This is a genomic window from Bradyrhizobium sp. McL0616 (assembly GCF_049993385.1).
Taxonomy (GTDB): Bacteria; Pseudomonadota; Alphaproteobacteria; order Rhizobiales; family Xanthobacteraceae; genus Bradyrhizobium.
Genome location: NZ_CP188255.1, coordinates 5058143 through 5077670 on the forward strand (window position 1 = coordinate 5058143; position 19528 = coordinate 5077670).

15 protein-coding genes are annotated in these 19528 nt (G+C 60.5%); 10 read left to right on the plus strand and 5 right to left on the minus strand.

The features are described 5' to 3' along the window. Positions 1-24 precede the first annotated feature (24 nt). From ACPPVR_RS24740 to ACPPVR_RS24750, 3 genes are all read right to left on the minus strand, one after another. Entirely contained in the window at positions 25-801 is a 777-nt protein-coding gene (locus ACPPVR_RS24740) for a class I SAM-dependent methyltransferase (protein ID WP_426609185.1), read from the minus strand. Between the two features lie 131 nt (positions 802-932). After that, complete coding sequence (locus ACPPVR_RS24745) at positions 933-2555, minus strand: ABC-F family ATP-binding cassette domain-containing protein (protein ID WP_426609186.1); 1623 nt, start codon at positions 2553-2555, stop codon at positions 933-935. Positions 2556-2700: 145 nt separating this feature from the next. After that, the gene (locus tag ACPPVR_RS24750) at positions 2701-4299 is read right to left on the minus strand and encodes a multicopper oxidase family protein (protein ID WP_426609187.1); all 1599 of its coding nucleotides are present in this window, start codon (positions 4297-4299) and stop codon (positions 2701-2703) included. Between the two features lie 262 nt (positions 4300-4561). Here ACPPVR_RS24750 and ACPPVR_RS24755 point away from each other — a divergent pair, with 262 nt between their 5' ends. From ACPPVR_RS24755 to ACPPVR_RS24765, 3 genes are read left to right on the plus strand one after another with little or no spacing between them, the layout of a single operon-like run. Then, on the plus strand, positions 4562-7333 hold the full coding sequence (locus ACPPVR_RS24755) for a xanthine dehydrogenase family protein molybdopterin-binding subunit (protein ID WP_426609188.1): 2772 nt from the start codon (positions 4562-4564) through the stop codon (positions 7331-7333). After that, on the plus strand, positions 7330-7854 hold the full coding sequence (locus tag ACPPVR_RS24760) for a (2Fe-2S)-binding protein (protein WP_426609189.1): 525 nt from the start codon (positions 7330-7332) through the stop codon (positions 7852-7854). The genes ACPPVR_RS24755 and ACPPVR_RS24760 overlap by 4 nt, the downstream gene beginning before the upstream one ends. Positions 7855-7873: 19 nt before the next feature. Beyond that, the gene (locus ACPPVR_RS24765; RefSeq protein WP_426609190.1) at positions 7874-8491 is read left to right on the plus strand and encodes an Isoquinoline 1-oxidoreductase subunit; all 618 of its coding nucleotides are present in this window, start codon (positions 7874-7876) and stop codon (positions 8489-8491) included. Positions 8492-8717: 226 nt separating this feature from the next. Here ACPPVR_RS24765 and ACPPVR_RS24770 read toward each other — a convergent pair whose 3' ends face one another. Further along, positions 8718-9023 (minus strand): hypothetical protein, encoded by a 306-nt coding sequence (locus ACPPVR_RS24770; RefSeq protein WP_426609191.1) that lies wholly within the window; start codon positions 9021-9023, stop codon positions 8718-8720. A gap of 719 nt (positions 9024-9742) precedes the next feature. Here ACPPVR_RS24770 and ACPPVR_RS24775 point away from each other — a divergent pair. After that, on the plus strand, positions 9743-10651 hold the full coding sequence (locus ACPPVR_RS24775; protein ID WP_426609192.1) for a hypothetical protein: 909 nt from the start codon (positions 9743-9745) through the stop codon (positions 10649-10651). 325 nt (positions 10652-10976) lie between these two features. On the opposite strand, the gene ACPPVR_RS24780 is transcribed toward ACPPVR_RS24775, so the two are convergent. Continuing rightward, positions 10977-11822 (minus strand): metal-dependent phosphohydrolase, encoded by an 846-nt coding sequence (locus ACPPVR_RS24780; RefSeq protein ID WP_426609193.1) that lies wholly within the window; start codon positions 11820-11822, stop codon positions 10977-10979. Positions 11823-12234: 412 nt separating this feature from the next. Here ACPPVR_RS24780 and ACPPVR_RS24785 point away from each other — a divergent pair, with 412 nt between their 5' ends. The 6 genes from ACPPVR_RS24785 (at position 12235) to ACPPVR_RS24810 (ending at position 19511) form a co-directional block, all read left to right on the plus strand. Beyond that, positions 12235-13488 carry an MFS transporter gene (locus ACPPVR_RS24785; protein ID WP_426609194.1) on the plus strand — a complete coding sequence of 418 codons (1254 nt, stop codon included), beginning with the start codon at positions 12235-12237 and terminating at the stop codon, positions 13486-13488. Between the two features lie 159 nt (positions 13489-13647). Beyond that, entirely contained in the window at positions 13648-14625 is a 978-nt protein-coding gene (locus ACPPVR_RS24790; RefSeq protein WP_426609195.1) for an ABC transporter substrate-binding protein, read from the plus strand. Between the two features lie 258 nt (positions 14626-14883). After that, positions 14884-15339 carry a hypothetical protein gene (locus ACPPVR_RS24795; RefSeq protein WP_426609196.1) on the plus strand — a complete coding sequence of 152 codons (456 nt, stop codon included), beginning with the start codon at positions 14884-14886 and terminating at the stop codon, positions 15337-15339. Beyond that, entirely contained in the window at positions 15336-15572 is a 237-nt protein-coding gene (locus ACPPVR_RS24800; RefSeq protein ID WP_426609197.1) for a hypothetical protein, read from the plus strand. The genes ACPPVR_RS24795 and ACPPVR_RS24800 overlap by 4 nt, the downstream gene beginning before the upstream one ends. 359 nt (positions 15573-15931) lie before the next feature. Further along, complete coding sequence (locus ACPPVR_RS24805) at positions 15932-16876, plus strand: DUF5996 family protein (RefSeq protein ID WP_426609198.1); 945 nt, start codon at positions 15932-15934, stop codon at positions 16874-16876. A 535-nt stretch (positions 16877-17411) separates the two neighbouring features. Next, on the plus strand, positions 17412-19511 hold the full coding sequence (locus ACPPVR_RS24810; RefSeq protein WP_426609199.1) for a hypothetical protein: 2100 nt from the start codon (positions 17412-17414) through the stop codon (positions 19509-19511). Positions 19512-19528 lie beyond the last annotated feature (17 nt).

A 19528-nucleotide genomic window follows, 5' to 3' on the forward strand; every position in this document is an offset into this window, starting at 1 on the left:
CGTTCAAGGCGCGTCGGACGCCCGTCAGGCCTGCTTCAGCAGATGCTGGGCGAATTCTGGCAGCGTGCGGAAGGCCATGTGCAAATTGTCGTTGAAGGAGGCGGTCTGATAGCCGTGGTGCTGCCAGGCGTGGACAAGCGCGGCGCGGCTGAAGATCGAGACATGGCCGTTGCGCGGGCCGACATACCACCAATTGAGGCCTTGCATCTCGAAATCGGACGGCTGCACCAGCGTGGAGAACAGCACGAGCCCGGCCTCCTTCGTGCTTGACGCGATGGCGGCGATGCCGGCCATCGGATCGGGCATGTGCTCCAGCGTCTCGAAACAGGTGACGATATCGAATTTCCCCTGCGGCGGCCGCGCGAAATCGGCCACGAAGGGATCGAAGGTCTGCGCCTCCAGGAAGCCGGAACCGCGCAACGTTGCGCTCAGCAGGCCGTCGCCGCCGCCATAGTCGAGTACGCGCAACTCCGCCTTCCTCGCTCCGAATAAATCATGCACCAGCTTTGCGCTGCTGGCCGGCCGAGCCTCCCTGTAGTCGGGATCGACCTCGATATACCCGTCGTTATAGATGTCGGCCTTGAAATTCGCCTCGCTCCAATCGTCAAATGCATCGGTGAACAGGAATCCGCAGAGCCGGCAGCGGCAGTAATAGACCGGCGCCCCCGACAGCGGCAGCCGCCTGGTGCGCGCTTCACTGCAGTGTTTGGCGAAATCGACCACGCCGAACAGCGCGGCCTCCGCGCCACAGATCTTGCACGGCAGAGGCGCCGTGGAAACTGGTCTCAGTTTGGTGATCATGCCCCGTCCCGCAAGCTTCGCCCGAGGCGATCCTCGCCCGCGAGGGTTGCGCGAGGGTTGCGCGGTCGCGACCGTTTCACAGTTACGGATCGGTCACATGTACTTCTGGCAACCGGTCGGGGTGCTGTCGATTAAGAGCGCAACCCCGGCGCTTCCTGCCCGGTGCGTGCCACGTATTCCGTGTAGCCGCCGCCAAACTGGTGGATGCCGTCGGGCGTCAGCTCCAGCACGCGGTTGGACAGGACGCTGAGAAAATGCCGGTCATGCGAGACGAACAGCATGGTGCCCTCGAAATCGGAGAGCGCCGTGATCAGCATCTCCTTGGTGGCGAGGTCGAGATGGTTGGTCGGCTCGTCCAGCACCAGAAAGTTCGGCGGATCGAACAGCATCTTGGCCATCACGAGCCGCGCCTTCTCGCCGCCCGACAGCACCCGGCAGCGCTTCTCGACGTCGTCGCCGGAGAAGCCGAAGCAGCCGGCGAGCGCGCGCAGGCTTCCCTGCCCCGCGGTCGGAAACGCGTATTCGAGCGACTCAAACACCGTCTGCTCGCCGTCGAGCAAATCCATCGCGTGCTGGGCGAAATAGCCCATCTTGACGCTGCCGCCGACCGCCACGGTGCCCTCGTCCGGCTCGCTCGCGCCCGCGATCAGTTTGAGCAGCGTCGACTTGCCGGCGCCGTTGACGCCCATCACGCACCAGCGCTCGCGGCGACGGATCATGAAGTCGAGCCCGTCATAAATGCGCTTGCTGCCGTAGCCCTTGAAAACCTTCTTCAAGGCGACGACGTCCTCGCCGGAGCGCGGCGCAGGAAGGAAGTCGAACGCGATCGTCTGGCGGCGGCGCGGCGGCTCGACCCGCTCGATCTTGTCGAGCTTCTTCACCCGGCTCTGCACCTGAGCTGCATGAGATGCGCGCGCCTTGAAGCGCTCGATGAACTTGATCTCCTTGGCGAGCATCGCCTGCTGGCGCTCGAACTGCGCCTGCTGCTGCTTCTCGTTCAGCGCACGCTGCTGCTCGTAGAACTCGTAATTGCCGGCGTAGGTGGTGAGCGAACCGGAGTCGATCTCGACCACCTTGGAGATCACACGGTTGATGAATTCGCGGTCATGCGACGTCATCAAAAGCGTGCCTTCGTAATCGTGCAGGAATTTTTCCAGCCAGATCAGGCTTTCGATATCGAGATGGTTGCTCGGCTCGTCGAGCAGCATGACGTCGGGGCGCATCAAGAGGATGCGGGCCAGCGCCACGCGCATCTTCCAGCCGCCGGAAAGCTTGCCGACGTCGCCGTCCATCATCTCCTGGCTGAAGCCGAGGCCTGACAGCGCCTCACGCGCGCGGCCGTCGAGCGCATAACCGTCGAGCTCTTCGAAAGCGTGCTGCACCTCGCCATAGCGGGCGATGATCTCGTCCATCTGGTCGGCCTTGTCAGGGTCCGCCATCGCGGTCTCGAGTTCATGCAACTCGGCCGCCACCGCACTCACCGGCCCTGCCCCATCCATGACCTCAGCCACGGCGCTGCGGCCGGCCATCTCGCCGACGTCCTGGTTGAAATAGCCGATGGTGATGCCGCGATCGGTCGAGACCTGCCCTTCGTCGGGCAGTTCCTCACCGGCGATCATCCGGAACAAAGTGGTCTTTCCGGCACCGTTCGGGCCAACGAGGCCGATCTTCTCGCCCTTGTTGAGGGCTGCGGAAGCTTCGATGAACAGGATCTGGTGGCCGGCTTGCTTGCTGACGTTGTCGAGGCGGATCATGAGGTCTTTTTGGGGGAATTGTTGCGTTGCGGCGTAATAGTCCATATGGGCGGCAAGGGAAAGCCCGGCCGCGCCCGGATTTCCCCCAGCCGGACGCCCAATTCGCGCAATTTGCCCCAAGGCTTAGGCAAGACTTGGGGAAGGCTTAGGGCTTGTAGACCTCGACCGTCTGCATCATGCCCATCTCCTCATGGTTCATCATGTGGCAGTGGAGCATGTAGACGCCGGTAAAATCGAGGAAGCGGGAGCGGAACACCACCTCGCCGCCCTTGCGCTCCACGATCACGGAATCCCGCCATTCCGGAACAGTCAGCGCCTTGCCGTTGACCGAGACCACCTGGAACGGGTTGGTGTGGATGTGAAAGACGTGGTCGTCGTGCTCATGCGTGTTGAGGATGGTCCATTCCTCGACCGCGCCCAACTTGACCCTTTGATCGATACGCGCGGGGTCGAACTTCTTGCCGTCGACGAAGAACTCAAACTCCTGCCAGTGGCCGGCGGCATCGGCCTCCGGCGCGGTTGCCGACAGCACGACCTTGCGGCGATTGGTGATCTCGGAGTCCTTGATGGTGGCGAGCGGCGCCGGCGGCAGGGCGCGCGGCAGCTTCATGTCCATCGGCGCGCCTGACACCACGACCCGCGCCAGCGGCCCGACCGGCGAAGGATGGCCCTGATCGTAGGGCGCCGCGTTGAAGGCGTAGGTGCCGGGCGCGCCTGCTTTCACCAAAATATCTGCGCGCTGGCCTGGCGCGATCAGGAGCTGCTTGAGCGGCTGCACGGCGCCGAGCTGGATGCCGTCATAGGCGATCGCTTGCAGATCGTGCTTCTCGAGATCGAGCAGCATGTCGTCCTGATAGGCGGCGTTGAGGATACGCCAGCGCTGCACTTCGCCGGGACGCATCTCGATCAGCGGCCGCCGCTGCCCGTTGATCGCGAGGAAACGCGTCGCCGTCTCCGGAAACAGCGTCTCGAAATTCTCAACCATGCCGCTGGCGTCGTAGACCACCTGGGTCAGCACCAGGAGCCGCTCGCGCGCGGCCGCAATCTCGGGCACGCCCGCGAAATCGCCCTCGACGATGAGGGCGCCCACCATGCCGCTCGACATCTGGATGTCGGCGCTGCCGTGATGGTGCGGGTGATACCAATAGGTGCCGCTGGTGTGGTCGGCCGGCAGCGCGATCTCGATGTTGTAGCTGTAGCCCGGCGCCATCGAGCGCATGACGTTGTCGGCGATCCCGCTCGGGCTCGCATGCGCGCCATGGAAATGGAAATTGGTGTTGTTGAACTGGTGCGGGTGGCTGATGTCGGCGGGCATCCCGTCGCGGTTCGGCGGCAGGTCGTTGACCAGCTTGATCCGCAGCGTCTCGCCCGGCTTCATGCGCAGGGTCGGGCCGGGACTGCCGCCCTCATAGGACCGCACATAAAGCCTGACGCCACCGATCTGGCGATAGGCGTAAGCGCAACGCAAATTGGTGCTCAGCACGCCATTGGCGGACCTGCGCACCTCGGGTTCGACCAGCGGCTGATCCATCGCGGGAACCGGCGTTTCCGGCACGACGCCCATCGTCGGCGACATGTCGGCGGCGTGGGCGCCGCCCGCATGGTCGTGCATCGCATGCTGGGCCTTGGCAGTGCCTCCGATCAGCGACAGCGCTCCGGCCGCGCCGAGCAACTGCCGCCGCGACAGCCTCGCTATGCCCGCCGCGGTGCTGTCCGGCGAGCCGTCGTTTGTATCGTGCTGCATGCGTTCCCGCCCCAAGAGTCCCGCCAAGAGTTGCGAACCGTCTTATTCGATTCGACTGCAAATCAGTCGGGAAAACCGCACGTCTCAATCCGAGCACGCGAGGCACGGCGTCTTCATCGGATGGTAACGCCCTGCCCGTTCCTATCCCTGCATGACGAATCATGACAGCTTCGGGCCAGCGTTGGCGCGTACCCATTGCAAAACTCTGGCAGCGATGCCGTCAGCATCGTGACCCCCCAAAGCCTTGTACAAGGATGAGATCATGCGGCCTTCGCGACGCGCGTTCGTGAAGTGGTTGTCGGCGGGGGGCATTTCGGTCAGCCTGTCGCATCTGGCTTCGGCGGCGGGAGTTCCTTTCGCAGCGCACGAGACGTTGCCCGGACGCGGCAATTTCAACCCTGCCACAAAAGGTGCGGGCCGTGTCGACGGCGTCGCAAAAGTCACCGGCGCAAAGCTCTACGCCTCCGACTTCCGCGCCAATGACCTGCCCGGCTGGCCAAAGACCACCTCGCACGCGATCCTGGTACGCGCCAATGACGCGACGCATGTCTACACCGGCATCGACCTTGCCCGTCTGAAGGGGACGCTGAAACCCTCCGTCGTCGTGACCGCAGATGATCTCGACCGCATCGGCACGCAGGTGCCGGAGTTTTATGCCGGCGACCTGTTCTGCCCGCCCGGCAAGACGCCGCTCTATCTCGGACAGCCGGTTGCGCTCCTGATCTTCGAAAAGTTCGACACCTTCGACCAGGCGCGCCTGGCCTCGCGCGACGGCACCTTCGTCAAATTCGGCGAGGAAACGGGCCCGGTGATGGCGCCCGATTACGGCTCCTACCGCTTTACGCGTGTGGCAGGTCCTTCGCCTGAGAAGCCGGACATCTATTCGCCGATCCAGGCCGGCTGGGTCACACCCAAGAAGGTGCAGAACGCAGCGCTCCCGGTGTGGTCACCGCTCGCGAAGGAAATGCAGCCCGATTACGTCAAGGCGGCCAAACTTGGCGAGCAGATCCGCGCCGAGCTCGCCGCAGACGACGCCTCGATGCTGGTGCTCGACCGCGAGTTCGAGACGCAGTCGGTCGATCCGATGTTCCTGGAGCCCGAATGCGGGCTCGCCTGGTACGACAACAAAGGCGGCAATCTCGAGTTGGTGCTCGGCGTGCAGTCGCCCTATGAGGCGACGGAGTCGCTCGCGGAGCTGCTCGCCAAGGCTCGTGCGCCCTACAAGCCGGCGCATATCAACGCCCAGTTCGCCCATGTCGGCGGCGGCTTCGGCGGCCGCGATCACACGCCCTTCATTCTGTACGTTGCGCTTGCCGCGATCTGCTTTCCCGGCAAGCCGGTGCGGCTCGCGCATGACCGCTACCAGCAATTCCAGGGCGGCATCAAGCGCCACCCGGTCAAGATGCGCTCGCGCATCGGCATCGATAGGGCAACCGGCATCATCAAGGCGTTCGCCGCGGATCACGTGCTCGACGGCGGCGGGCTCGCCAATTTCTCCGCCAACGTCGCCACCGTCGCCGCCACCGCCGCGATCGGCATCTACGACATCCCCAAGGTCGACGTGACCACGGTCGCGTTGCATTCGCGCGGCGTCACTGCAGGCTCGATGCGCGGCTACGGCGCGCTCCAGACCATGACGGCGCTCGAAGCGCTGATCGACGAAGCGGCGGGCGAGCTCAAGCTCGACCCGATCGAATTCCGCAGGCGCAATGCGCTCAAGCAGAACGGCCGGACCATGACCGGCAACCCATACATCGTCTCGGTCCGCACGCCCGAAATCCTCGACAAACTGGAAAAGCATCCGATCTGGCAGCAGCGCGCCCAGTTCAAGCAAAGCGTGTCAGATCGGCTGGTCGGCACCGGCGTTGCCTGCGTGACCAAGGACTACGGCGCCGGCGCGGACTGCTCGCTCGGCCGCGTCGAGCTCGGACCCGACGGCAAGATCGCGATCTTCTGCGATCATGTCGAGATGGGCAACGGCATCGGCACGGCGCTGGCGAACCGCGTTGCGACCCATCTCGGTGCCATCGCCGACGAAGTTTCGATTGCCCGCGTCGACGGCTATGACGCGCTCGGCCTCGTCACATCGGGCGATCCCTACACGATGGATCAAAAGACCCAGGATGCGGCGCAGAGAAATCCGCGCTGGGTGCCCAGGATCAGCTCGGCGACGTCAGCCTCGGTCGGCGCACATGTCGGCACCCATTCCTCTGCCGAGGCCGCCCAAATCATCTTCCGCTTCGGCCTGTGGCCCGCAGCGCTCGAATTGTGGCGCATCGCGAAGACCGATCCGCGCGCCAGGCAATGGGCCGCCGCAAGCTGGCAAAACGGCCAGCTCGTGATGGAAGGCCTCGAACCGCTGGCAGTCCCTGCGCTCGCGGCAACCGCGCATGCGCGCGGCTTCGTCACCGGTGCGGTCGCGCATAGTTTTTCGCGCTGGGCCTGGTCGCGCGCGCGCTTTCCGCTGTTCGGTGAGCAACATCGCGCCGACATCGACGCGCTCGCGATCCGCCGCGGCAATGGCAAGTTCGAGCGGATCACCCGCACCAGCGTGAAGTTTCCACCGACCAACAACAACCGCATCGGCACCGCCTACACCTCGATGTGCGGCGCGCTGGTCCGTGTCGAGATCGAGCGCGCGACGGGTGCCTTGCGTATCGCCAAGGCCTATAGCGTGCTCGAATGCGGCACCGCGCTCGTGCCCGAGGTCGTGATGGGCCAGTCACAGGGCGGTTTCGCCATGGGCGTCGGCTACGCGCTGCTCGAGACCTTGCCGCCGTTCGAGGGCGGCCCCGGCAACGGCGAATGGAATCTCGGCCGCTATCTGGTCGCGCGCGGCTCGGATCTGCCCTTGCGCGATCTCGAGATCGAGATGCTGAAGCCGCTAGTACCGGACGAGGCGCCCAAGGGCATGGCTGAAGTCGTCATGGTCCCGATCGTGCCCGCGCTGATCAACGCCATCCATGACGCGACCGGCCACCGCTTCCGCGCACTGCCGGTCACTGCAAGCCTTTTGAAGGGAGTTTTGGCGTGACGACCCTCAGCCTTACCATCAATGGCCAGAAGCACGGTCCGGTGGACGTCCGCGACGATCTCTCGATGAACGATTTTTTGCGCGAGATGCTCGGCATGACCGGCACCAAGTTCGGCTGCGGCGCCGCGCAATGCCTGAGCTGCGCCATCATCGTCGACGCGCCCGATGGCACCAGCACCACCAGCCCGACCTGCGTCGCCCCCGCCGTGAACTTTGACGGCAAGTCGATCCGCACCGTCGAGGGGCACGCCCAAGGCGCTCAGCTCTCGGCATTGCAACAGGCCTTCATCAATCACTTCGCCTTCCAGTGCGGCTATTGCACCGCCGGATTCCTCAACGAGGGCCAGGTGCTGCTCGAACGTCTCGCGCGCGCCCCGGTGCCGCGGGAGGCGCTGGAGCAGACCATCGCGGAGGCGCTCGACGGACATCTGTGCCGCTGCACCGGCTACATCAAGTATCACGAGGCGGTGCGCGACGTGATCCTCGCCGATTCAAACCGCTATCTCGTCGCCACTAAGTGAGCGCGCAAGGACACCATCCATGAGATCCGACGCGCGGTTCAAGATGATTGTCGTGATCGCGGCGCTCGCCGGCAGTCTCAGTGCGGGTTACGCAGCCTCGCAGACGCCGAGCAACGCGTTGGCTGCGCCGGAGAGCTTCGCCTCGATCGGCGACACCGAGAAGCGCTCGGCCGCAATCTTCACCGAGCTCGGCAAGGTTCTGACGCATCCACGCTGCACCAACTGCCATCCGGCCGGCGACACGCCGCACCAGGGCGACAATGCCCGCCTCCACCAGCCGCCGGTGGCGCGCGGCGTCGACGGCCACGGGCTGGAGGCGATGCGTTGCAACAGCTGCCACCAGCAGGCCAATTTCGAACCCGGCCGCATGCCCGGCCATCCCGACTGGCATCTTGCGCCGCGCGAAATGGCCTGGGAGGGCAAGACCATCGGCGAGATCTGCGAGCAGATCAGGGATCCCGGGCGCAATGGCGGGCGCAAGGTGGAAGACCTGATCGACCATATCGGCAAGGACACCCTCGTCGGCTGGGCCTGGAAGCCCGGCTTCGGCCGCTCGCCCGCGCCGGGCACGCAAGAACAGGCCGGTGCGCTGGTGGAGGCCTGGGTGAAGACGGGGGCGGCTTGTCCGGCGCCGTGATGCGGCGCTGGGGCGAGTGCTTATGAACGTCGGCTTCCGAGGGTAAAGCAGAATTCTCCGCGCTTGGTCGTCATCGACGGCTTATGGACCCAAAGCGGAAATCTAGTATTCGCGGTAGCTAACGAGCTGATCGAGTGACGTCGGCTCTCGGCCCCTACGCTTCACACACATTCAGGTGCGGCTCGCTATAAAGGGAGCTTGCTCCGAGAGGCAAACGACGAAATTGCTAGTGCGGTTTTTGATCTAGATCTCGGAGGAGCGCATGGAGAAAGTCGCTGGCATGGTTGTAATGTGCGCTGCCGTCGGCGATCTGGCGGGTGCGCGGGGTTATCATGTTGCCAACAATTTCGGGGTCAAGCAGCTGGGTGCGATAGGTCCATAGCTCGAGCAAATAGTCCGGAATGTCTTTGCTCGACGCAAACAGCTGCAACAGCCGGTGTTCACCATCATCCTGGTGGTCATGGTGAGCCTTTGCTGCATAAAGTGCAAAGAAGCCACGAAAGGCGTCACGAGAAACCGCCGGTTTCGCCATCGCAATGTCCCTCAAAACAAATCACAGAAATTAATTGAAAGAGTCTGGGGCTCTGCCGAGACAAAAGCTAGCGAAATTTCAATTGCTGAGCGCGGGAAAAGCGTCAGTAACGTTTACTCGTTGTGCGGTGATCCGGTTCTCGTCAAATGCCACCCTTCTCTTGCATAACCGTTTCCCATGGAGATTGTTGATGACCTCGCCCCCGCAGCGAGCACGAGGGATGGCGGCCCATCAGTTGGTCGAGGTCGGCTTCCATCCGTATGTGTGGTGCGGAATTGTCCATTGATCGATACCGACGCAAGGGCGACATGACCTCAAGGACGTGCCAGAGGGTCAAAACGTTCCTAAGCGCCGGAGATCAGCTCACGTCCGTGCCGACGGACTTGAGCGAATGATGATGCTCTTTGCTGGGGGATTTCTCAGTGAACCTCTCGGCCCACGCTTAGACCTAACCATTGGGCTCTCGGCAATTCATTAGGTCATGACGACTGTCACGAAAGTGTCTGCAGAGCAGGCCACGCTGATGATCTAGTTTCTTCGACAGCGAGGGAGGGTTCGTAGTCTTAGGTAACCTCCGCTTCGTTAATTGCGCGCGGTTGCCGCTTTGGGTTTTCATTTCAAGGGGATACTGAAAATAGCAGCGCATTCGCGACTTCGCGCAGGCACGATGGGGCTGCGCTTCTCTCATTCATCACCCATCTCACCAGAGGAGCAGCACAATGAACGTCAAACGGCGGATGCTTTCATGTTCGATCGGCGCTCTCGTTACTATGGTGGCACTCCCGGCCTTTGCTGATTGCTCTATTCTGCCGGATTTTTCGCAACTTCGTTCCGCGCTTGTCGGCGCTATCACGCCTGCTGCGGGCGCGAATGGCGGCCTCGGCTTCCACATGTGGGGTACGTTGGTTGCCAATGACGGCACCGTCTGCGCGGTTGCATTCTCTGGCGGTCAAGGCACCTCGCAGTGGCTGGGCAGCCGAGTGATTTCCGCCCAGAAGGCAAACACTGCAAATGACTTCAGTGTGGGTCACAACGCTACACCTTCCGGCAGTCTGTTTCCGACCGGGCTCGCCTTGTCGACGGCCAACTTGTTCACCGCCGTGCAGCCGGGTGGCAGCCTTTATGGGCTGCAGCACAGCAATCCGGTCGATACGGCAGCGGCCTACGGCAACCGTCCGCCGTTTTCCAGCAACGGGATCAGCACAGCAAACTTCAACCCGAGCCCATCCAGTGGTTCATCATTCGGCACGCCGAATGATCCGATGGTTGGCCAGCGTGTCGGCGGCGTGAACGTTTTCGGCGGCGGCCTCGCGCTCTACCGTAACGGAGCCAAGGTCGGCGGGGTCGGTGTCAGTGGCGACACCTCCTGCACCGATCACATGGTGGCTTGGCGGGTCCGCAATGCTCTGGGGCTGGACCAATTGCAGGGTGTTAAGGGCGTGGCGGATCCGACCCATCCCGACAACATCATCTTCGACATTACGCCGAACGCTGATGGCACCGGCGGTACGGGCCAAGCGCCCAACGGACAGGGTGGCGTCGGCCACAGCGCTGGCGGCTTTGGCCATCCGAAGTGCCTGAACAATCCTTCCGACGCCGCCGTAGCCGGTCTTCCGCCCGTAAAGTGACGGTCGTCATCGCTGCGGGAGGCACTAGTCACCTCCCGCAGCGTAAGGCGGAGTTAGTTTTAAGGGGGCGATCGGGTTTTGGGTCGTTCAATGATCGCGAGCGTTCGAGTGCAATTTGCATTGCGTAGTTTTAGTCCGCTGTTGGCCCGAACGGGACCATGCGCTTTCGGGTTTGACCGCTAAGGCGGCGGTCTTGAACGAAAAACTTCTTCTATCGCCGTCAATCGTCCTGGCGTTTTTACACAGCCAAGACCCAAAGTTGACATCGGCGATCTGCGTACGCCTCTCCCGATGCTCGCGTTCAACAAAAGTCCGACCAACGTAATCAAGGTTGCGGACCCGACAGACCCGGCTCGCGCTCGGCCCGAAAAACATTACCATAAAGATTTGCGATCCATTGCCGACCGCTTGAGGTTATATTGAGATAGCGTATCGCGGTTTGAATTTGTGGAGCGACGTTATTCCAGTAAAACTGCGGATACTTGTAGACGACGTCGGCAGGCGTGTCATAGCCAAGCTTTTTGTTTAAACCGATTTCCTCAAACTCGTGGAACAGAGCATTTGACTTTCTCAGGTAGTTGGGATCGCCAAGCTGACCGATGAGGTCGGCAGCGCGCAGCAACATACCCTCCTCTTCCATCAAGCTGTCGTTTGAGGATTCCGAATAGGGAAAGCGCGTAAATTCAATGGCTCGGGCAATTCGGCTTGCGTCGATCTCTTCGACGTCGTCGAGGCGTTCCAGGACGAACAATTTTGAGCGATCTACATGATAGGGTGCGAGCGCAGCGTCAGAGGCCCCCCGCGGGAGACGAACCATGCGACCAGTTAGATCTGCGACATAGGAATCGTCGCTATCCCCTTGAACGACTCCGCGCACGTACCCGATGTCATGGGTGAGGCACGCCAGAGTAAAATTCGCATAGTCGGCGACTGTCGTTGGCCGCAACAGCATTCGTCCCATTAAGATATCGTGCCCGGCAAGAGTAACGAGCATTGAGTGCTCTATATTGTGATACAGGGCGTCGCTGTTACCAATGCACTCCAACGTGAGTCTGGCCGCAAAGGGAAGAATTTCAGTCAGGCGGGCATGCGAATAACCAAATCGATCTCGTGTATCTGAGGTCAAAAACGATGCTAAAGTCTGCGCTACCAGTTCTGGAATTGTGATCATCTGAACACCCATCTCAGTGTGCGCCGCGGGTTCTGGCAAGCTCCTTCGTTGAGCTTTAAATAGCACATCGCGGCTCTCTGAGCCGATGAATTGTTACGTCCGTGCGGAACCTGACCTCACCGGTCGGTCGGCGGGATACGTTTGGGGCGGCATCGAACGGACTCGACCACAAAAAGCGAGCACTTCCGAAATGGCCCCTGGCTGACGTCTTGGATGGCTTGCGGCATGGACGGCTTCCGACCCGAGGCGGACATTCAACGACCAAATTTTGCTGTGATGCTCAAGTCGTTGCCGCTGTGATCTGCAATCATGGTTCACCAGAGTTTCACGACGGGGCCAGTTCGCCTGAGTGGCTCGTCGTTTTTTCACGCCAGCTGCGCAAATCATCAAGTAGTTGCAATGGAGATGGCCCATGCGATCGAAGTCGCTGCGAGCGCAGATCGGGGTGCTGGTACTCGCGACGAGCATCATACAGCTCGCCAACGGGTTCTTCGGCACATTCATATCCTTGCGTGTCGCCATGGAGGACTTCGGGGCGACCACATCTGGTCTGGTGCTCAGCAGCTATTTTGCCGGCTTCACATTGGGCGCATTGCGCTGCGAACGGATCATCGGACGGGTCGGACACATTCGCGCCTATGCCGCTTTTGCAGGAATGGTCGTCGCCGCGACCGCGACGATGCCGCTGCTGCCGGAGCCCCTGGCTTGGTTGACGCTGCGAGCGATCATCGGTTTTGGCTGCTCTGGTCTTTTCATCGCCACAGAGAGTTGGCTCAACGCGAAGGCGGATCCAACAGAGCGCGGACGGATATTCTCGGTCTACATGCTGGGCACGTTCCTCGCTCTGGCGCTGGGGCAGCTCCTCATTGGCAGGGCGAAGGTTGAAACGGCGGAACCCTTCAATGGGATCGCCATCCTGTTCGCTGTGGCGCTCGTCATCGTGAGCACGACACGGGCCGAACCGCCCCGCGCGGCCGCGTCCACAACTCCGCCGTTCGGCCGATTGCCGCGTGCGGCGCCTGTCGCTGTTGCCGGCTGCATGGTGAGCGGGCTCGTCAGCGCCAGTTTCTATTCGCTCGTTCCTGCGTGGATGCAGGATGAAGACATCGCACGCGAGACGATCGCGATCTTCATGCTGATCACCGTGCTCGGCGGGCTCGCGTTCCAGGTCCCGATCGGCAGGTTGTCGGATCGGTTCGATCGGCGCGTCGTGCTATCTATGCTGAGCTTCGGCTTTGCAGCAACCGCGATCGCGGTGGTCAATTTACCACACTCTCGTCCGGTGATCCTGACGGCCGCCGCCGTGCTCGGCGGTTTCATGTCGACCCTTTACCCGGTCTGCGTCGCCAACGCACACGACCAAATGCCAGCTGATCAGGTTGTTGCAGTGAGCGGGCAGCTCATATTGGTTAGCGGGTTTGGCTCGATCCTCGGTCCGCTGATCGGCACAATTGTGATGGCGCGCTTCAGCATCGATGGCCTGTTCTATTTTATGGCTGCCGTCAGCCTGTTGCTGTCTTTAATGGCCATAGCCCGTCGCTTGCTAGCGACGCCGCCAATACACCAGGAACGAACATTCGAGATCTTGGCGCCGCAGGCATCGCCGCTCGCGCACGATCCGCTTGGCCCTCCCATACATGCCCGACTTCGCAAAGAACTCGAGTAAAGCCCGCTTCTATAGAGAAAAGCTGACGTACACGTTGCGAACGCGATGTCGGCTTCTGGGCCCTTAGCGGACCATATCGACGGCCGCCAATGAGGGCAGCTTTTGCCCCACAACGGACGTCGAATGATGTGGTAGCGTAGTTTTCGTCAGGGGGAGCGCATGCGGCGGCGCGAGTTCATCTTGGTGCTGGGCGGCGGGACGGTGGCGTGGCCACTGGTCACGCGTGCTCAGCAGCAAACCGGGAAAGTGTGGCGCATCGCCTGGATGAACCCGGGATCAATGAATACCCCATCGGATCATGCTTTATTGGACGTCTGTCGCACGGAACTTCGTAAACTCGGTTACGAGGAAGGCAAAAATCTCCTCATCGATACAAGAGGGGCAGAAGGACACTTCGAACGCTTGTTTCCGATCGCGAAGGAGCTAATTGCACTAAGGCCCGACATAATAGTTGCGATCGCGACTCCCGCCATAGCGGCCGCCCAACGGGCGAGCTCGGACATCCCTATCGTGATGGCTCCCGCGACCGATCCGGTTGGCTCGGGCTTCATCAAGAGCTTAGCCCATCCAGGCGGAAACATTACGGGCCTTGCTAATATGAACGGCGATGCCATAGGCAAAGCAATCGAGCTCCTTCACAGCATCGTGCCCGCCGAAAGACGCGTGGCGGTACTAGGTTCGTCAAACACGACCCATCCGCGGCAATATGAATTGGCAGAGGCTGCGTTTAAGATTTTGGACGTCGCTGTCGTTCGAGTGAAAGCACCAACGGTCGCTGATCTTGACCAGGCGTTTGATACGATAAGGCTGGAAAAGTGTGATGCGCTTTTCGTTCTTGCTGACCCCACTCGACCAGAAATTATCACGCTGGCCGCAAAGATAAGAATTCCGGCGGTCTATCAATTCAGCGGTTTTGTTGATTTGGGCGGACTGGCGAGCTATGCGCCTAGTTACCCGCCCATGTTTCGCCAGGTGGCCGTCTACATCGACAAGATTTTCAAGGGGGGCAATCCGGCTGAGATACCCGTTGAGCAGCCGGTCGTTTTCGAACTTGCCCTAAATCTAAAAACAGCCGCGTCGCTCGGCTTGACTTTCCCTAATGCTGTTTTGGCCCGCGCCGACAAGGTGATCGAATAAGCTCCGGTTTGCTGGGGCGAGTCCGATTTTGGCCCTAAGCCGAACACCGCAAGAGCCGCCGTCACTTCCGCTATCCGGAGAGAGACGACGTTACGCGTCGTTGGGCCGACAGCCGCTTTTGACCTATTCCGGAAGTCGCACCCGCTTCATTCAAAATTGAGCATTCGGCGTGCTAGAGGTTGACTCAGTAATCTCTTGCAACCTAGTGAGGCTCGTGGAGACCGAGATTGTCATCGGGCCTCCACGCTTGAGTGACCTATGAAAGGCTGCCTCGTCGCGCTCGGAATATTGACGGGTCTCGTGATCCTTGCGGTCGCGTTCTTCCGGCTGAATTTTTACGATACTCATGTGCGCTACCGTCTGACCGTCGAAGTGCAGGACGGTGATCAGGTCAAGACCGGATCAAGCGTCATTGAGGTGCTTTACAATATTGAGCCCACCTGGTCGCCGAGCCATTTCAACTCTTTTCCGATACCTGTCGGATACGCGCCAACCGTTGACCTCGGCGAGAAGGGCATGCTCTTCCTGACCTTCTCGGATGCGGCGAGACCCCCCGCGCAGCGGGCCCAGTTCAAAAAGGAAGTGTTCTGTCCGTTTGATGATATCGGATGTTTGCCCTTCGCGGCCTATCGCAAATCCGGCGGGGGGCTGATTCTAATCAGAAGAATGCCGCGCTTCAGGAGTTGCTTCGCCAGAGTGGGCCGCGCGACGTGACATTTATTGCTTTGCCTCAACTAATTCGCTTCGTCGACATCAATGATGAGCGCAGGTACGTGAAGCTCGCGCCGGATGACATAGCCGTCAGCTTTGGACCGGGCGTCGAACTCAAACGTGTCGTCCTTCAATTGACCGATGATCCGGTCACGCAGCTGCCGGACGTCTGGCCACAATGGCTGAAGGAAAAGGGCCAGATGTCCGCCGTGCTGAAGGGATACCAGAACGACTGACGAAACTTATGCCACTGTCAGTGCTGCACCGCACGAGTCGGGTGTTGGCCCGTAGCGACGAAAATCCGTGTCCGTCTAGACATCGGCAAACAGGGTGACAGCGGACCTGTTGGGCTCAGGGGGAGTGTTTCGCATTTTGACCCGAACCGGGCATTTCGCGCGACGGCCCAGCCAAAGATAGCCCTGGGAAAATGCCCGGACCTCAATCCCCTTGCTACACTGATCCTTGAGTTGGTCTCCAACTTGCAGCTTTGTTTTTCGCTGCAGAACGGTCTCAAATGCCTACTACCGTCAAGGCTCATATGTGAAAGCGACACCAGCGCCTCGTCCGTGCCACCAAACACAAGGGAGGAAACGCTATGAGCGCGATCTGGCCGGAGATCCCTTTCGAGGCATGGGGCGAAACCTGTTCCGCGCTTCATTTGTATTGCCAGGTTGTCGGCAAGTATCGGCTCGCGAGGACGCCGTGGGTCAACCATTCCTGGCACGCGACTTTCTACGTGAATGCTCGCGGGCTGACGACTTCGCTGGTTCCAGACGGATCAGGTATCGAGATCACCTTCGATCTCTCCAGTCATGTCGTGATCGGAGAGGCCGCTGACGGGCGCCGGATTGAAATGCCGCTCGGGCCAATGTCGGTTGCCGAATTTCACGCCCGGTTCTGTGAGTTGGTGGAACGTCTCGGCGGTACACCAGAATTCGACGGCCGGCCCAACGAAGTCCCCGATCCGATCCCATTCCAGGACGACCGTCAGATCAGACCCTATGATGCGGACGCCGTGACGCGGTTCTTCAGAGCCCTAGTCGCGATCGACGGTGTGTTTCACCGGTTTCGGACGGGCTTCACCGGAAAGGTCAGTCCGGTCCATCTCTTTTGGGGCAGCTTCGATCTCGCGGTGACGCGCTTCTCCGGACGTCCTGCTCCGCTTCACCCGGGAGGCGTACCGGGTTTACCGGACGAAGTGACGCGCGAGGCTTACAGCGATGAAGTCTCATCCGCCGGCTTCTGGCCCGGCGGAGGCGGCACAGACTTTGCGGCTTTCTACTCCTATGCCTATCCCACTCCGAACGGTTTTGCCGACGAACGGATTTTGCCGACGGGCGCATATTTCGATCAGAAGCTCGGGGAATATCTCCTGGCCTACGACGTCGTGCGGAAGTCGAGCGAACCGGAGGCGACGCTTATGGCGTTTCTGGAAAGCACCTATCGGGCGGCAGCCGATGTCGGACGCTGGGATCGTGCCGCGCTTGAATGTCCGATTGGTCGCCTCCTTCGGCCCCGCCCCCTGGACAGGAAGAGATGAAGGTTCGACGAAAGATTCCTAGCTCATCGTTTGGGTGGAGCCGAGCGATACCGCCGATTTCGTGTTTGTAAAGCGATGATGGTTCGCAAGAGCTCTACCCATCCTACGGGCTCGCGGCCACATCCGCGATCGGCCTTAGCAGCCGTCAGATGCCACAGCGGCAATGTCGGCTGCTGGCCGATCGCGCCAGTTGGCGCAGTGCCGTGACATGTCTGATGTTGGTGGTAGATCAGAAGTAGCTGGCCGAGTGCAAAAACGGCGCTTTTGACCCAAAGCTGCCGTCGGCTTTCGCCCGCCGTCGAGATTTCAGACGCCACTCCGGTCGCCTTCGCGTCACTGCTTAGGCTCTGACCGTGCCTGCACAGCCTTGCGGCAACCGGTGGAATAGAAAAGTCGGATTCCCAGCCAATAGGTGATGCATCCCTAGACCGTCGCTCCGATAGCGCGTAAAAGTTGCAAGTGATGCTCTGAAGAAACGACCCGGCGACTGTGGAGACTGCTGAACCCTGTTGTATCGGCTCACGGCGTTCTTGGCATGACAACCTCGCAGCATCCCCCGGTAGTCGTCGACAGCGATTTCGACGTCCTGATCATCCATGGCGTTGGGAATCCTGGCGCCGGAGATCTCGCTCGCCCGGTGATCGAGACACTTAAGCGTACGTTGGTGAGCGGAAGCGCAATCGTAAATGTCATCGAATGCAATTGGAATCAGATTGTCGAGCCTTCGGCACGAGGCGGCGTGATTCTCGGATCTGCATGGGAAGACCTCTCCATGTCTCTCGCCCACGCCTCGGCTATCGGTGATGGCTTAGATGCCGACAATTGGCCCGCGCGCTTTCTTCGCGTTTTGGCCGCCCTGTCGCTGATGTTTGCGGAATTGGGGCTCGCAGCCGCGCTAGCTGCGCTTCTCATGATTTCACCACTCTTGTTGGTATTTGCGGTGTTAACGAGCAATGAGCCGCTCTTTTGGACCAATTTCCCTAGCATGCACGCTTTCGCGGGGGGAAGTTTGTTTGCAGCGTGTTGCGCGTTGGCTCTCCTCGTTCTTTTGGGGCTAGCTCGAACGCTGGCATTGGGGGTATGGACGCCCCTCTTTGTAGAACTGCGCCGGGCACTTCTTCTTGTCCTGCGACCTTTCTTGATCCTCGGTGCCTGCTTCTTTCTCATTCCGTGGCGAAGTTTGGCAAGCAGGGAGGGATGGCGCTTCATTTCTTTGCTCGCTCGGGGGTTTATTCCCATTCTGGTCATGGGGGCACTCATTTCGCGCTGGAACGATCCGAGGAGCTTCACGTGGTCAGAGTTTGGCAGTGCAGTCCTGGCCAGCTATGGGCTCATGGCCGGCTTGAGTACAGCTGTCTTCGCGATCGCATTTATCACGGTGCGGACCATCGCACCGAGCCTCAAGGTTCTGCTAGATATATTTCGCTACATCGGCAGCAGCACCTATAGAGAGAAGATCCAATTGCATTTGAACGGCGTGATTCGTGAGCGTTTCGCCGTGGGCGCAGCACCAAGACCGACGTTCATAGTAAGCCATAGCCTTGGAACCGTGATTGCACTCCACTCTCTCCTCTCGTCCGAGGAGTGGGATGAAGATGCTCGAATTACTCTGATCACACTAGGCTCCCCCATACGACGGTTCTTTATGCGCTTCTTCCCTGGACTTTTCTTCCCGGCATCCATCGCAACCGCGGCCGCCGAAGTTGCAGCGCGGGTTGGGAGGTTCAGGTGGATCAATTGCTACCGCCCTCTTGACCAAGTGGGAGCGGCGCTTGGCTTCAGTGGCATCCCATACGCTCGGGATATCTCGACAAATCAGTGGGGACGCATCTGGGATGCTCATCCTGACTACTGGAGCGACGATCGGGTGGCCCGCGTGATCTGGAGTGCAATACTCGAAACACCGATGCATTCGGCCGATGCGCTAGAATGCGAGCCGCTGGCGCGCCGACACTACACCGTCACCCAGTGGGTAGATGTGGTGGAGAAGTTTCGCCAAGCGGTCTCAGCAGCAATCCTTCATTTCGTTGCAATTGCGATCTTAGTGGCTTTCCCGGTCGCGATGGCGGTCGTCGCCTGGTCGAATTATTCTCTTAGCCTTAGCAAAGCCGCTGAAGCTGGTGTCATCGAGGCAACTGGCATCAGCACTCTTGCGGTAGTCACACACTGGCGTGAAACCGTAGTAGTCCCGAATGCCGGTGCCAGCTTCACGGACTACTACGAGATTACCTACAAGTCCCTTGATGGGCAGGCTCACGAGACGACCATCAGGTACTTTGAACATGGGGCTTTCGAGAAGGCCACCTACCAAGCCAACGTTGATGCGCTGTTTAACTACGTGAAAAGCCACTGCTCCGATGTGGACCCGCGGCCACTCAGGCGGATCGAACTTCGATCCGATCGGCGATACCGATGCGAGAACGTGCGTTTGCGTTATGATCTAAACGCACCAGATCACTTTGTCCTGCTCGACTTTCCAGCGAAACGGACGTGGTGGGATGTGCTACGAGATAGTGCTTGGCAGCTAGTTATCACAATACTTTTTCTAGGCTCGGCGGGCAGTTTGATTATTTTGATCAGCGGGGGCCTTATCTCGACGATTCTCGGCGTGGAGTACTTTGCAAAATTTCGCTAGCCGAACTATGGCAGCGT